Genomic DNA, 15,191 nt, shown 5'->3' with positions numbered 1-15,191 from the left:
CGGTGGGCATGGAAGACACGCTCGCATCGAAGGTGCTGGAAGCTTTCTCGGACGGCGGCGTGCTCTCGCGCGCGGCCGAGCAGTTCCGCGAACGCTCGGGCCAGACCGAGATGGCGATGGCCGTGGCGCGCACCATCGAGCAGGGCGGCATGCTGGTGGTCGAGGCCGGCACCGGCGTCGGCAAGACCTTCTCGTACCTGGTGCCCGCGCTGCTGAGCGGCGAGCGCGTGCTGCTCTCGACCGCCACCAAGGCGCTGCAGGACCAGCTCTTCGGCCGCGACCTGCCGCGACTCGTGGAAGCGCTGGGCCTGCCGGTGCGCACCGCGCTGCTCAAGGGCCGCGGCAGCTACCTCTGCCTGCACCGGCTCGACATGGCGCGCCACGACGCCTCGCTGCCCGAGCGCGGCAGCCTGCGCACGCTGGCGAAGATCGAGCAATGGTCCAAGGCCACGCGCACCGGCGACCTCGCCGAACTGCCGGGGCTCGACGAGCGCTCGCCGCTGATCCCGCTGGTGAGCTCCACGCGCGAGAACTGCCTGGGCGCGCAGTGCCCGCAGTTCAAGCCCTGCCACGTCAACCTCGCGCGGCGCGAGGCGCTCGCGGCCGACGTGGTGGTCATCAACCACCACCTGTTCTTCGCCGACCTCGCGGTGCGCGAGACCGGCATGGCCGAGCTGCTGCCGAGCGTCAGCGTGGTGGTGTTCGACGAGGCGCACCAGCTCAACGAAACCGGCGTGCAGTTCCTCGGCACCAACCTCGGCACCGGGCAGGCGCTCGACTTCGCGCGCGACGTGCTCGCGGCCGGCCTCACGCATGCGCGCGGGCTTGTCGACTGGCAGGGCATCGTGGCCGGGCTCGAGCGCGCGGCGCGCGAGCTGCGGCTGGCGGTGGGCAAGCAGTGGCCGGGCGCGAAGCTGCGCTGGGCCGGGCCTTCGCCCGAGGGCATCGGCGAGCACGAATGGCAGGGTGCGCTCGACACGCTGCAGATCGCCTTCGAGGAAGCGGCCGAAGGGCTCGACACGGTCAGCGAGCTGTCGCCCGATTTCGTGCGGCTGCTCGAGCGCGCGCGCGAACTCGCGAAGCGCGCCGCCAAGTTCGCGCGCGCCTGCGCGCCGGAATCGGTGCGCTGGGTCGACGTGGGCACGCAGTTGCGGCTGGTGGAGTCGCCGCTCGACATCGCCGAGGCGATGCGCACGCGCGTGCTCAAGATCGCCAAGCCACGCGACGACGAGGCGCCGGTGCCCGGCGCCCGCGAGGCCGTCGACGACTACGACGCCTGGCTCGATGCGCAGGGCGGCGGCGACGACGATGACGACGAGCCGCCGCGCGCGCACGAGCCCGAATCCGCGGCCACCGAGCGCCGCCGCCGCGCCTGGGTCTTCACTTCCGCCACGCTGGGCGACGACCCCACGCTGCGCTGGTTCACCGAGCCGTGCGGCCTCGAGGACGCGGAGGTGCTGCGCGTGCGCAGCCCCTTCGACTACGCCGCGCAGGCCGCGCTGTACGTGCCTCGCGCCTTCCCCAAGCCCAACGAGCCCTCGCACAGCCTGCGCGTGGCGCAACTGGCCGCGCGCGGCGCCGGCGCGCTCGGTGGCCGCACGCTGGTGCTGACGACCACGCTGCGCGCGCTGCGCACCGTGGGCGACGAGATCCGCCAGCAGATCGAGCGTCTGGGCATCGAGCGGCGGCCCGAGGGTGCTGGTGCAGGGCGAACTGCCCAAGCGGGTGCTCATGGACCGCTTCCGCGAGGGCGACACGATGGGGCGCCCCGGCTGCGTGCTGGTCGCCTCGGCCTCGTTCTGGGAAGGCTTCGATGCACCCGGCGACGCCCTGCAGCTGGTGGTGATCGACAAGCTGCCGTTCCCGCCGCCCAACGATCCGCTGGTCGAGGCGCGCTCGCAGCGGCTCGAGGCGCAGGGCCGCAGCTCCTTTGGCGACTACTCGCTGCCCGAGGCGGCGGTGGCGCTCAAGCAGGGGGCGGGGCGCTTGATCCGGCGCGAGACCGACAGCGGCGTGCTCGTGATCTGCGACACGCGCCTGGTCGCGATGGGCTATGGCCGCCGCCTGCTCGGGGCGCTGCCGCCGATGCGGCGGCTCGAGACCGAGGCCGACCTCGACGCGGCGATCGCGGAGCTGGCCGTGCCGGTGCAGGACTGAGGTTCGCGCCGCGCGGGCGATAAAAAAGCCCGAGGGCTCGCGCCGTCGGGCTTTTCGTGTCTCTGGCGTCAGCCGAACCGGCTGGCCGCCGCGATCACCACATCTTCCACCAGGGATCGTCCTTGGTCTTGAAGCCCTGGGTCAGGTAGGTGCTCTGCGGGTAGTTGGAGGTCAGCACGCGCTGCGCGTCGTCGCGCAGGTCGTTCATGCCGAGCGCGTCGTACGAGCGCACGATGATGTAGAGCGCTTCCTCGACGGCGGGCACTTCGCGGTAGTCGGCGATCGCGCTCTGGGCGCGGTTGATGGCCGCCAGGTAGGCGCCGCGCGAGTAGTAGTAGCGCGCCACGTGAACCTCGTACTGGGCGAGCGAGTTCACGATGTAGTTCATGCGCTGGCGCGCATCGGGCGTGTAGCGCGAGTCGGGGAAGCGGGTGACCAGCTCCTTGAACGACTCGAACGACTCCTTGGCCGCCTTCTGGTCGCGCTCCGACAGGTCCTGGCGCGTGAGGAACGCGAACATGCCGAGGTCGTCGTTGAAGTTGACCACGCCCTTGAGGTACAGCGCATAGTCGAGCGCGGGGCTGGCGGGATGCAGCTTCAGGAAGCGGTCGATGGTGGAGACCGCGGCGGCCTTGTCGCCACCCTTGTACTGGGCGTAGGCCTTCTCGAGCTGGGCCTGCTGGGCCAGGGGGGTGCCGGCGGCGCGGCCCTCGAGCTTCTCGTACAGCGGCACGGCCTTGTCGTAGGCGCCGGAACCGGCCTCGTCCTTGGCTTCGGCGTAGATCCGGTTGGGGCTCCAGGTCGCGGTCTTGTCGTCCTTGGTGCTCGAACAGCCGGCGAGCAGCGCGAGGGCGCCGAGCGCCATCCAGGGCTGGGACCGATAATTTGGCGCGAATCATCACATGCGGCTTTCGTGAAACAGTTGCCCTCAATTATATCGACCGACCCCCGCGACAACTCCCCGGAGGCGGCCGAGCTCGACGAGGGCGCCGATCCGTCAGAAGCCAGCGAGTGGCGGGATTTCGTCGTCGACCCCGCGCAGCACGGACTGCGACTGGATCGCGCGCTGGCCGCGTTGGTTCCCGAGTTCTCGCGCAGCTACCTGCAGCAACTGATCGAGGCCGGCGCCGTCGAGCTGCAGGGCCGCGCCGCCACCAAGGCCTCGGCGGCCGTGCGGGCCGGGCAGGCGGGGCGCATCGAACTGCGGCCCACGCCCCAGAGCCAGGCCTTCCGGCCCGAGCCGATGGAGATCGTCACCGTCTACGAGGACGAGCACCTGCGCGTGATCGACAAGCCGGCCGGCCTGGTGGTGCATCCCGCCCCGGCCACTGGAGCGGCACGCTGCTCAACGGCCTGCTCGCGCTCGATCCCAAGGCGCTGCTGCTGCCGCGCGCGGGCATCGTGCACCGGCTCGACCGCGACACCAGCGGGTTGATGATGGTCGCGCGCACGCGAGCCGCGATGGACGCGCTGGTGGCGCTGATCGCCGCGCGCGAGGTCAAGCGCCAGTACCTGGCGCTGGGCCACAAGCCCTGGACCGGCCCGGCCGCGCGCCAGGTCGACGCCGCCATCGGCCGCGATCCGCGCAACCGGCTGCGCATGGCGGTGGTCGACCTGCAGCAGCACGCCGGCAAGACCGCCCGCACCCTGATCGAGCGCCTGGACAGCGAGGAGCGCGGCTGCGTGGTGCACTGCACCCTCGAAACCGGCCGCACGCACCAGATCCGCGTGCACATGGCATCGATCGGCCATCCGCTGGTGGGCGACACGCTCTACGGCGGCACGGCCGCCGCGGGCCTCGCGCGGCAGGCGCTGCATGCGTTCCGGCTGGCCTTCGTCCATCCGGTCACCAAGGCGCCGATCGCGCTGCATTCGGCCTTGCCGGCCGATCTCGCCGAGGCCTTGCGGGCCTGGGGGCTGGACTACAATCGGGCCTGACGGCCCCCAGGGCCGCCGCGCCGGCCACTGCTTGATGCCGGCCCCGCGTTGCACTCGCCGCGTGCCGGCAACGCCTCCTTCCATCCTTCTGAACAAAAAAAGCGTCCTCCAAGGCGCCTTTTCCCGGACAACGCGAACCATGAATACGGCGGATGCCAAGCGCATTCTCGAAACCGCCTTGATCTGTTCGAGCCAGCCGCTGCCGGTGCGCGAACTGCGCGTGCTGTTCGACGACGCACTGGGTGTGGACACGATCAAGTCGCTGCTTCTCGAGCTGCAGGAAGACTGGGCGCAACGCGGCCTCGAACTGGTCAGCGTGGGCAGTGGCTGGCGCTTCCAGAGCCGGCCCGAGATGCGCGACCACCTCGACCGCCTGCACCCCGAGAAGCCGCCGCGCTATACCCGTGCGGCGCTCGAGACGCTGGCCATCATCGCCTACCGCCAGCCGGTCACGCGCGGCGACATGGAAGACATCCGCGGCGTCACCATCAACTCGCTGATCCTCAAGCAGCTCGAGGACCGCAACTGGGTCGAGGTGATCGGCCATCGCGAGACCGTCGGGCGTCCGGCGCTGTACGCGACCACGCGCCAGTTCCTCGATGACCTCGGCCTGGCCTGGCTCGACCAGCTGCCGGTGATCGAGAACGCCGGCGCAGCAGGCGGCGCTGGTCGATTCGCTCGAGCGCGCGGGCGGCGGCAACCAGCCGGCGCTGCCGATCGATGAGCCCGCCGCCGACGATGCAGCGGTTGCCGTGGCGGTGGAAGAGGCGCAGACTGCGCCCACCACCCCGGCAGAACAACAGCAGCCCGAAGCCCTGCAGGCGGTCGCTGACGCAGCGTCGCCCGACACGGCGCCCGAGCCCGGCGATGCCGTCGCCCTCGACGAGCGAGGCAGCGGCGACGCCGAACAGCCAGCCCCCGCGCAAGCCCAGGCTTGCGCCGATACCGAACCCTCCGAAGAACCCCGCATCGATCCCGACGCTCCGCCGCCGGACGCGACCGATCCTGACGCAGTCCTCCCCGGAAAGACCTCATCAGCTCATCCGACCCCGACGAAGCGGCGATCCTGCCGATCGACCCCTTGTCCAACGAAAACACGCCGGAAACGACCGGCCAGTCCGCGGGAGATGCTGCGAAAGCCGTAGCGACGGCGGAGGAGGGCGCGGCACCGAAGCGGCGTCCGCGGCGCAAGAAGGAGGCCGTGGAGGCCGCCGAAGCGCCGGCGCCGGCCGTGCCTGAACCCGAACCCGAAGCGGCCGTTGCCGCCGAGAGCGCCGAGGAACCGGCCAAGCCCGCCAAGCCGAAGCGCCCGCGCAAGCCGAAGGCCGTCGCCGAGGCAGCGCCCGCGGCCGACTCCGAGCCGCCCGTGCTCGAGGCGGCACCCGAGCCCGTCGCGGCACCGACGCCCGAGCCGGAACCCGAACCCGTGCCCGAACCCGCGCGCGCCGAACCGGTGCGCGCGCAGCCGCGCGACGAGGACGACTCGGACGACCGCTTCGACGACGAAGAAGACGAGGAAGACCCCGACGACGAGGAGGACGACCTCGACCGCGCGCGCCGCGCCGCCGAGCGCGAGCAGCGCAATGCGCCGCCGCCCGAGCCGATCCGCTTCGCCGACGTCATCTCGGGCCAGTTCGACGCCGACGAGGACAGCCCCGAGGTGGCGCCGCTCAAGCGCGTGCTGCTGCCCGAGGCCGATTCGCCCAAGCTGCACAAGGTGCTGGCGCAGGCCGGCCTCGGCTCGCGTCTGGAGATGGAGCAGCTGATCCTGCAGGGGCGAATCTCGGTCAACAACGAGCCGGCCCACATCGGCCAGCGCATCCAGTACGGCGACCAGGTCAAGATCAACGGAAAGCCGATCCGCTACCGGATCGCGCCGCCGCCGCCGCGCGTGATCGCCTATCACAAGCCCGTGGGCGAGGTCGTCACGCACGACGACCCGCAGAACCGCCCGACCGTGTTCCGCAAGCTGCCGCGCCTGCACCAGGGCAAGTGGCAGTCGGTCGGCCGGCTCGACCTCAACACCGAAGGCCTGCTGCTGTTCAGCAGCTCGGGCGACCTGGCCAACCAGTTGATGCATCCGCGCTTCGGCCTGGAGCGCGAGTACGCGGTGCGCGTGCTCGGCGCGATCAGCAGCGAAGAGCGGCAGAAGCTGCTCGACGGCGTGCGCCTCGACGACGGCATGGCGCAGTTCGGCACCATCGAGGACGGTGGCGGCGAAGGCTCCAACTGCTGGTACCGCGTCACCATCTCCGAAGGCCGCAATCGCGAAGTGCGCCGGCTGTTCGAGTCGGTGGGTCATGCGGTCAGCCGGCTGATCCGCATCCGCTACGGCGCGATGGTGCTGCCGCGCGGCCTCAAGCGCGGCGCCTGGATGGAGCTCGACGAGCGCGACATCCGCGCGCTGTTCCAGGCCTCGGGTGGCGCGCAGGCGCGGCCGGGCCCGCAGCAGCAGCGCGGCCAGGGGCCCGATGGCGGCGGTGGCCGCAACGGCCGCAACAAGAAGCGCCGCGGCGGCCGCAATGGCGGTGCCGGTGCCCAGGCGCGCGACGACGGTCCGATCCCGAGCCCGATGGGCGAGGCACGCCCGCCGCGCGGCCCGCGCAACAACCGCGGCCCGGGTGGCGGCAACGGCGGTCCGCCGCGACAGCAGCAGGGCCGGCGCAACAACAACAACGGCGGCAACCGCAATCGGCAGGGCGGCGACGATCGTCCGCCGAGCGGTGCCAACCAGCCCGATCCGATGAAGACCTCGCTGGGCTACATCGGCGCCGACAGCTTCACGCGCCAGCGCAAGGAACAGCGCCAGGGCGGCTCCGGCCGCCGTGGCGGTGGGGGCGGCGGCGGCGGGGGGGTGGTGGCGGCGGCTTCGGCGGGCAGGGCGGCGGCGGTGGCCGGCGCCGCGGACGCTGAACAAAAACAGCCGCGCCCGCGCGGCCTTTCGCGGGGTTTTCACCAGGATGGTGAGCCGCGCCGGTTAAAATCGCGGGCTTTGTCGGGATACAGCGCAACAATATCGTTGCAGTTGTGACAAAAAACTTCAGAATCAAGCAAGCTCAGAAAGCACTTCCATGGCTATCGAACGTACCCTCTCCATCATCAAGCCCGACGCCGTCGCCAAGAACGTCATCGGCAAGATCGTTTCCCGCTTCGAGGCCGCCGGCCTGAAGATCGTGGCCGCCAAGCTGGTCCACCTGTCGCGCAACGAAGCCGAGCAGTTCTACGCCGTGCACAAGGAACGTCCCTTCTTCAAGGACCTGGTCGAGTTCATGATCTCGGGCCCGGTGTTCGTGCAAGTGCTCGAAGGCGAGAACGCGATCGCCAAGAACCGTGACCTGATGGGCGCCACCGACCCGAAGAAGGCCGCTGCCGGCACGATCCCGCGCCGACTTCGCCGACAGCATCGACGCCAACGCCGTGCACGGTTCGGACGCTCCCGAAACCGCCGCCAACGAAGTGGCGTTCTTCTTCGCCGGCCTCAACGTCTACGCACGCTGAAGCCGTATCTCGACCGAATCCATGACCACGGCCAACCTGCTCGATTTCGATCTCGAGGGGTTGGCTGCGTTCTGCGAAAAACTCGGCGAGAGGAAATTCCGCGCCACGCAGCTGTTCCGCTGGATCCACCAGCGTGGCGCCAGCGACTTCTCCCAGATGACCGATCTGGCCGAGTCGCTGCGCGAGAAACTCGCGACGACCGCGCGCGTCGAGGCGCTACCGGTCATCACCCAGCACGAATCCAAGGACGGCACGATCAAGTGGCTGTTCGACGTCGGTGACGGCAATGCCGTCGAAGCCGTCTTCATTCCCGAGGACGACCGCGGCACGCTGTGCGTGTCGTCCCAGGCCGGCTGCGCGGTGGGCTGCCGCTTCTGCTCGACCGGCCACCAGGGCTTCAGCCGCAACCTGAGCACGGGCGAGATCGTCGCCCAGCTGTGGTTCGCCGAGCATTTCCTGCGCAAGCACCTGAAGCGCGACGAGCGCGTCATTTCCAACGTGGTGATGATGGGCATGGGCGAGCCGCTGCAGAACTATTCGGCGCTGGTGCCCGCGCTGCGCACCATGCTCGACGACAACGGCTACGGCCTCTCGCGCCGCCGCGTCACGGTCTCGACCTCGGGCGTGGTGCCGATGATCGACCGCCTGGGCACCGACTGCGCGGTGGCGCTCGCCGTCTCGCTGCACGCGCCCAACGATCCGCTGCGCGACGACCTGGTGCCGCTGAACCGCAAGTACCCGATCGCCGAGCTGCTCGAGGCCTGCAAGCGCTACCTCGTGCATGCGCCGCGCGACTTCATCACCTTCGAGTACTGCATGCTCGACGGCGTCAACGACCAGCCCGAACATGCTCGCCAGCTCATCGAGCTGGTGCGCACGCACGGCGTGTCGTGCAAGTTCAACCTGATCCCGTTCAACCCGTTCCCGGCATCCGGCCTGCTGCGCTCGCCGCAGCCGCGCGTGCTGGCCTTCGGCGAAGATGCTGAGCGAAGCCGGCCTGGTGACCACGGTGCGCAAGACGCGCGGCGACGACATCGACGCCGCCTGCGGCCAGCTGGCCGGCGACGTCAAGGACCGCACCCGCGCGGCCGAGCGGATGGCGCAGCGCCGCCTGGCGTCGTCCGCCTCGGGAACGGAGCGAACGGTCGTGTTGCATCCGGTCCGAAAGGCCGCTTCCACCGCCTCCCAGGAGCATTGAACCGATCAGCATGGCTTTTCCGACGGCGAGCGCCGGGCTGCAACGCGTGCTGGCCGTCAGTGTCGCGGGCTTCGCGGCGCTGCTGCTCTCGGGGTGCGTGAACACCCGCACCACGACCACCAGCCTCGATTCGGCCAGCTCGTCCGCGGGCACCCAGCTCGTCACCGAGTCGGACGAGTCGAACGCGCGCCGCCGCGCCCGCCTGCGCATGGAGCTCGCGGCCGGCTATTTCGAGCATGGCCAGAACACGGTCGCGCTCGACGAGATCAAGCAGGCGCTCAACGCCGACCCCAGCTATGCCGACGCCTTCGCGCTGCGCGGGCTGGTCTACATGCGCATGGAAGACGCAGGCCTGGCCGAGGACAGCTTCCGCCGCGCGCTGGCGCTCAATCCGCGCGACGGCAACACGCGTCACAACTACGGCTGGCTGCTGTGCCAGCAGAACCGCTACCGCGACGCGGCCCAGCAGTTCACCGAGGCGCTGGCCACGCCGGCCTACACCGAACGCGCCAAGACGCTGATGACGCAGGGCCTGTGCGAGATGCGCGCGGGCCAGCCCGTCGAAGCCGAGCGCTCGCTGCAGGCGGCCTACGAGATCGATGCCGGCAATCCGGTGGTCGGCTTCAACCTCGCCTCGCTGCTCGCGAAGCGCGGGGAATGGTCGCGCGCGCAGTTCTACGTGCGCCGTGTCAACAACGGTCCCTCGGCCAATGCCGAAACCCTGTGGCTGGGGATCAAGATCGAGCGCAGTCTCAACAACCGCGAGGCGGTCGCGCAGCTGGGCGGGCAGCTGCAGCGCCGCTTCCCGCAGTCGCGCGAAGCTTCGGCGTTCGAGCGCGGGAATTTCAATGACTGAACGGGTTTCCGAATTCGGCACTTCCGCGGTGGTCCCGCTCGAGGAAGCCGACAACAGCGACAAGTCCGCCGGCACCATGCTGCGCGAGGCGCGCGAGGCGCACGGCCTGCACATCGAGATGGTCGCGGCCGCCCTCAAGGTGCCGGCGCAGAAGCTCTTGGCGCTCGAGGCCGACGACATCGCCGCCTTGCCCGATCCGGTGTTCGCGCGCGCGCTCGCCAGCAGCGTCTGCCGTGCGCTGCGCGTCGATCCGGCGCCGGTGCTCGCCAAGCTGCCGGGCGCGCCCAAGGCCACGGTGGCGATGGCCGACCGCAATCTCAAGACCCACATCGTCTCCGGCACCTCGCGCTGGGGCAGCGGTCGTTCGACCGGGCTGCCGTCGCGCGCGCTGCTGACCGTGGTCGCGCTGCTGCTGGTCGGCGCGGCCGCGATCTTCTGGCTGCCGCAATCGGTGTTCGACCGCATCGGCGCCACGATGTCGCGCATCACGGCGCGCGGCGCGGCCGAGATCGGGCCGAACGCCGGCGAAGCGCCCGCGGCCGCCGGCGCCACGCCAGGCATCGCGACCGAGAACGTGCCGGTTCCGGCCGCCGCCATCGGCAGCGCCACCACGCCGGCGCCGGCCGTTGCGACCGCCCCGGCGACGCCGGCCGCGGCAACGCCCGCCGCCACGCCGCCCGCTGCCGCGGCCTCCGCTGCCGCCGCGAGCGGCCAGGCGCTGGTCTTCGTGGCGCGCGAGGAATGCTGGATCACCGTCACCGACTCGGCGGGCAAGCAGTTGCTGCGGCGCAGCCTGCTGGCCGGCGAGACGGTCGGGCTGTCGGGGGCGCTGCCGCTCTCGGTGGTGGTCGGGGCGCGCATCGAGCGTCGATGTGCAGGTGCTCGGCAAGCCCTTCGATCTCAAACCCTTCACGCGCAACGGCGGCGTTGCGCGCTTCGAGGTGAAATCGTGAGCGAACCCCAGCCGATCGAATCCGCGGCGCCCAAGGCGCGCCGCTCGCGCCAGGCCCGCGTGGTCTGGGGCCCGCGCGTGGTCACGGTCGGCGGCGATGCGCCGGTGCGCGTGCAGTCGATGACCAACACCGACACGGTCGACGCGATCGGCACCGCGATCCAGGTCAAGGAACTGGCCCAGGCCGGCTCCGAGATGGTCCGCATCACGGTCAACACGCCCGAGGCGGCGGCGCAGGTGCCCTACATCCGCGAGCAGCTCGACCGCATGGGCATCGACGTGCCGCTGGTCGGCGACTTCCACTACAACGGCCACCGGCTGCTGACCGACTATCCGGCCTGCGCCGAGGCGTTGAGCAAGTACCGCATCAACCCCGGCAACGTGGGCAAGGGCGACAAGAAGGACCGCCAGTTCGGCCAGATGATCGACGCGGCCATGCGCTGGAACAAGCCGGTGCGCATCGGCGTGAACTGGGGCAGCCTCGACCAGGAGCTGCTGGCCAGCCTGATGGACACCAACAGCCTGCGCGCGCGGCCCTGGGACGCCAAGCAGGTCATGTACGAGGCGCTGATCACCTCGGCCATCGAATCCGCGAAGCTGGCCGAATCCATGGGCATGGCCGGCGAGCAGATCATCCTGTCGTGCAAGGTCAGCGGCGTGCAGGACCTGATCTCGGTCTACCGCGAACTCGCGCGGCGCTGCGACTATGCGCTGCACCTGGGCCTGACCGAGGCCGGCATGGGCACCAAGGGCACGGTGGCCTCGGCCACCGCGCTGTCGATCCTGCTGCAGGAAGGCATCGGCGACACCATCCGCGTGTCGCTCACGCCGCAGCCGGGCGAGTCGCGCACGCAGGAGGTGGTGATCGCCTCCGAGATCCTGCAGTCGCTGGGCCTGCGCATCTTCGTGCCGAGCGTCACCGCCTGCCCGGGGTGCGGCCGCACCACCAGCACCACCTTCCAGGAACTGGCCAAGCAGATCGACGACTACCTGCGCCTGCAGATGCCGGTCTGGCGCAAGAAGTACCCGGGCGTCGAGACGATGAAGGTGGCCGTGATGGGCTGCATCGTCAACGGCCCCGGCGAGAGCAAGCACGCGGACATCGGCATCAGCCTGCCCGGCACCGGCGAGGCACCCGCCGCGCCGGTCTTCATCGACGGCGAAAAGGCCCTCACGCTGCGCGGCGACAATATCGCCAACGAGTTCCACCAGCTCGTCGAAACCTACATCGAAAAGCGCTTCGGCCAGCCCCAGGCTGCCGACGTCGCCTGACCACTCCCTCTCCCATGGCTGACAAGATCAATGCCGTCAAAGGCATGAACGACATATTGCCGGCGAGCGTGCCGCGCACCGACCGCCTGCCCGACTCGGCCCTGTGGTCGTGGTTCGAGCAGACGGTGCGCTCGCTGCTCGCGCGCTATGGCTACCAGTACATCGTCACGCCGGTGGTCGAGCCCACGGCGCTGTTCGTGCGCGGCCTCGGCGAGGTGACCGACATCGTCGAGAAGGAGATGTACTCCTTCACCGACTCGATGAACGGCGACCGGCTCACGCTGCGTCCCGAGGCGACCGCCGGCATCGTGCGCGCCATGGTCGAGCACAACGCGCTCTACAACGGCCCGCTGCGGCTGTGGACCATGGGCCCGATGTTCCGCCACGAGCGGCCGCAGAAGGGCCGCTACCGCCAGTTCCACCAGCTCGACGTCGAGGCGCTGGGCTTCGCGGGGCCGGACGTCGATGCCGAGCTGATCCTCATGGTGCGCGCGCTGTGGCGCGAGCTCGGGCTGGTCGAGGGCCAGCACGTGCGGCTCGAGCTCAACAGCCTGGGCCAGCCGGCCGAGCGCCAGGCGCACCGCGAGGCGCTGATCCGCCACTTCGAGGCGCATGCCGAACTGCTCGACGCCGATGCGCAGCGCCGCCTGCACAGCAACCCGCTGCGCATCCTCGACACCAAGAATCCCGCCATGCAGGCGATGGTCGAGGCCGCGCCGCAGCTGATGGACTTCCTCGGCGAGGAATCGCGCGCGCACTTCGCCGCGGTGCGCGCGGTGCTCGACGCCGCGGGCCTGGCCTACCGCGTCAATCCGCGCCTGGTGCGCGGCATGGACTACTACAACCTGACCGTGTTCGAGTGGGTCACCGAGCAGCTCGGCTCGCAGGGCACGGTGTGCGGCGGCGGCCGCTACGACGGCCTGATCGGCCAGATGGGCGGCAAGTCCGCGCCGGCCGTGGGCTTCGGCCTGGGCATCGAGCGCCTGCTGCTGCTGATCCAGGAGCTCGGGCTGCCGGTGCCCGGCAGCGCGCCCGCGGCCTATGCCATCGTGCCCTCGGCCACGGCGCTGCCGCAGGCGATGGTGGTGCTCGAGCAGTTGCGCGCGGCCGGCGTGGCCGTGGTGCAGCATGCGGGCGGCGGCGCCATGAAGGCGCAGTTCAAGAAGGCCGATGCGAGCGGGGCGCGCTTTGCGCTGATCTTCGGCGAGGACGAACTCGCGCGCGGCGAAGTCACCGTGAAATCCTTGCGCGACGGCAGCGGTTCGCAGGTGGCCCGTCCGCTCGCGGACGTGGCCGGCTGGGCCGCCACCCTACAATCGCCGGCTCCCGGGGAATCATCGGGCCGTACTTGAGTCTTTCAGCCTCACGGAGGCGGATCATGAAAACACACGGGCGCATCCGGCGCACCGCGGCCTCGAGTCCTTCCAACCACTGACAGCGCATGGCAACCCATCTCGATCTCGAAGAACAGGAACAGCTCGACCAGCTCAAGCATTTCTGGAACACCTACGGCACCCTGATCACCTGGGTCGTGCTGCTCGTCGCCGGCGCCTTCGTGGCCTGGAACGGCTGGCAATACTTCCAGCGCAGCAAGGCGGCCCAGGCGGCGGCGCTGTACGACGAGGTCGAGCGCAGCGCCCAGTCGGGCGATGCCGCCCGCATCGAGCGCGTGTTCAACGACATGAAGGAACGCTTCGCCGGCACCGCCTATGCGCAGCAGGCCGGCCTGCTGGCCGCCAAGACGCTCTACGACAAGGGCAATGCCGAAGCCTCGCGCGCCGCGCTCGGCTGGGTGGCCGACAAGGCCACCGATCCCGGCTACCAGGCCATTGCCCGGCTGCGTCTCGCGGCCGAGCTGCTCGACGCCAAGTCCTACGACGACGCGATCAAGCAGCTCTCGGGCAACGTGCCGAAGGAATTCGAACCGCTGGTGGCCGACCGCAAGGGCGACATCTACATGGCCCAGGGCAAGCGCGACGAGGCGCAGGCCGAGTACCGCAAGGCCTGGACCGGCCTGGGGGCCGCCTCCGAATACCGCCGGCTGGTCGAATTCAAGCTCAACGCGGTCGGCGTCGACCCCAAGAGCCTGGCGCCCAGCATCACCGTCACCCCCGCAGTTCCTGCCAAATCCTGATCGCCCGCCATCATGAATTTCATGCGTTTCATGCCTGAATCGACCGCCGTGCGCGCGGGGTCTGCTCTTGTTCTGGTAGCGGTCCTGGCCGCCTGCTCGAGCACCTCCAAGCCGAAGCCGGCCGAACTGCCGACCAATGCCTCGCTGATCGGCGTGCGCCAGGCCTGGAGCGTGAAGATCCCGGCGGTCAAGTTCCCGCTCACCACCGACATCAGCGGCGACATCGTGACCGTGGCCGCGGCCGACGGCACCGTGGTCGGCATCGATGCCCGCGCGGGCCGCGAAACCTGGCGCGCCAGCGTCGGCGCGCCGCTGGCGGCGGGCGTGGGCAGCGACGGCTCGATCACTGCCGTGGTCACCACCGGCAACGAGCTGGTCGCGCTGCAGGGCGGCAAGGTGATCTGGAAGCAGCGCCTCACGGCGCAGGCCTTCACCGCGCCGCTGGTGGCCGGCCGCCGCGTCTTCGTGCAGACCGCCGACCGCAACCTCAGCGCCTGGGACGGCGAGAGCGGCCGCCGCCTCTGGTCGCAGCAGCGCACCGGCGAGAACCTCGTGCTCGAGAAGCCGGGCGTGTTGCTCGCCGTGGGCGACACCTTGGTGGCCGGCATCGGCGGCCGTCTCGCGGGCATCAACCCGGCGAACGGCACCTCGCGCTGGGAATCGCCGATCGCGGCCCCGCGCGGCACCAACGACGTCGAGCGCCTGGTCGACCTGACCGGCAGCGTGAGCCGCGTGGGCGACACCGTCTGCGCGCGCGCCTACTACGCCAGCGTCGGCTGCGTCGACACCCTGCGCGGCACGCTGTCCTGGAGCAAGCCGGCCTCGGGCGCCGAAGGCCTGGGCGGCGACGACGGCTTCGTCTACGGCACCGAGGCAGATGGCAGCGTGAACGCCTGGCGCCGTGCCGACGGCGAGCGCGCCTGGCAGACCACCACCTTCAAGAATCGCACGCTGACCGCGCCGCTGGCCGTGGGCCGCTCGCTGGTCATCGGCGACAGCACCGGTCTGCTGCTGTTCGTCTCGCGCGAGAACGGCGGCCTGCTGAACCGCGTCACGCCCGATGGCTCGGCCATCGCGGCAGCACCGGTGGTCGTGGGCAACACGGTGGTCGTCGTCACGGCCAACGGCGGCGTTTTCGGCTACCGTCCCGACTGATCTTCTTTCCAGGCATGGCCATGAATTGCGA

8 protein-coding genes and 5 pseudogenes are annotated in these 15,191 nt (G+C 70.4%); 12 read left to right on the top strand and 1 reads right to left on the bottom strand.

Annotated elements, in window-relative coordinates; genetic code table 11:
* Positions 1 to 8: 8 nt before the first annotated feature.
* Positions 9 to 2,157 (top strand): annotated as a pseudogene (locus tag ACHMXE_RS30285) (ATP-dependent DNA helicase).
* Positions 2,158 to 2,251: 94 nt separating this feature from the next.
* Here the strand turns inward: ACHMXE_RS30285 and ACHMXE_RS30280 are convergent.
* Positions 2,252 to 3,022 carry an outer membrane protein assembly factor BamD gene (locus ACHMXE_RS30280; RefSeq protein ID WP_395347823.1) on the bottom strand — a complete coding sequence of 257 codons (771 nt, stop codon included), beginning with the start codon at positions 3,020 to 3,022 and terminating at the stop codon, positions 2,252 to 2,254.
* Positions 3,023 to 3,088: 66 nt separating this feature from the next.
* On the opposite strand from ACHMXE_RS30280, the pseudogene ACHMXE_RS30275 reads away from it, so the two are divergent.
* From ACHMXE_RS30275 to bamB, 11 genes and pseudogenes are all read left to right on the top strand, one after another.
* Positions 3,089 to 4,095: pseudogene (locus ACHMXE_RS30275) on the top strand (RluA family pseudouridine synthase).
* Between the two features lie 139 nt (positions 4,096 to 4,234).
* Positions 4,235 to 4,819 carry an SMC-Scp complex subunit ScpB gene (gene scpB / locus ACHMXE_RS30270; protein ID WP_395347821.1) on the top strand — a complete coding sequence of 195 codons (585 nt, stop codon included), beginning with the start codon at positions 4,235 to 4,237 and terminating at the stop codon, positions 4,817 to 4,819.
* Between the two features lie 477 nt (positions 4,820 to 5,296).
* Complete coding sequence (locus ACHMXE_RS30265) at positions 5,297 to 7,126, top strand: pseudouridine synthase (RefSeq protein WP_395347820.1); 1,830 nt, start codon at positions 5,297 to 5,299, stop codon at positions 7,124 to 7,126.
* A 40-nt stretch (positions 7,127 to 7,166) separates the two neighbouring features.
* Positions 7,167 to 7,593, top strand: a pseudogene (ndk, locus tag ACHMXE_RS30260) (nucleoside-diphosphate kinase).
* 21 nt (positions 7,594 to 7,614) lie between these two features.
* A pseudogene (rlmN, locus tag ACHMXE_RS30255) lies at positions 7,615 to 8,791 on the top strand (23S rRNA (adenine(2503)-C(2))-methyltransferase RlmN).
* Between the two features lie 4 nt (positions 8,792 to 8,795).
* Positions 8,796 to 9,647: a type IV pilus biogenesis/stability protein PilW gene (gene pilW, locus ACHMXE_RS30250; RefSeq protein ID WP_203205545.1), complete on the top strand. Its 852-nt coding sequence runs from the start codon at positions 8,796 to 8,798 to the stop codon at positions 9,645 to 9,647.
* Positions 9,640 to 10,443, top strand: a pseudogene (locus ACHMXE_RS30245) (helix-turn-helix domain-containing protein); the annotation flags it as partial. The gene pilW and the pseudogene ACHMXE_RS30245, both read left to right, overlap by 8 nt.
* 171 nt (positions 10,444 to 10,614) lie before the next feature.
* Positions 10,615 to 11,871 (top strand): flavodoxin-dependent (E)-4-hydroxy-3-methylbut-2-enyl-diphosphate synthase, encoded by a 1,257-nt coding sequence (gene ispG, locus ACHMXE_RS30240; protein ID WP_395352864.1) that lies wholly within the window; start codon positions 10,615 to 10,617, stop codon positions 11,869 to 11,871.
* 14 nt (positions 11,872 to 11,885) lie between these two features.
* Positions 11,886 to 13,223, top strand: coding sequence for a histidine--tRNA ligase (hisS, locus tag ACHMXE_RS30235; protein ID WP_395347819.1), 1,338 nt, complete (start codon positions 11,886 to 11,888; stop codon positions 13,221 to 13,223).
* Between the two features lie 89 nt (positions 13,224 to 13,312).
* A complete protein-coding gene (locus ACHMXE_RS30230; protein WP_203205547.1) occupies positions 13,313 to 14,005 on the top strand; it encodes a tetratricopeptide repeat protein in 693 nt (230 codons plus the stop codon).
* Between the two features lie 12 nt (positions 14,006 to 14,017).
* Positions 14,018 to 15,160, top strand: coding sequence for an outer membrane protein assembly factor BamB (gene bamB / locus ACHMXE_RS30225; protein ID WP_395347818.1), 1,143 nt, complete (start codon positions 14,018 to 14,020; stop codon positions 15,158 to 15,160).
* The last annotated feature ends 31 nt before the right edge of the window (positions 15,161 to 15,191 follow it).

Origin of the sequence: Variovorax sp. UC122_21 (assembly GCF_044056785.1) — a bacterium.
Lineage (GTDB): Bacteria > Pseudomonadota > Gammaproteobacteria > Burkholderiales > Burkholderiaceae_C > Variovorax.
The sequence above is the reverse complement of the archived record's forward strand: the minus strand, read 5'-3'. Positions and strand labels throughout refer to the sequence as shown.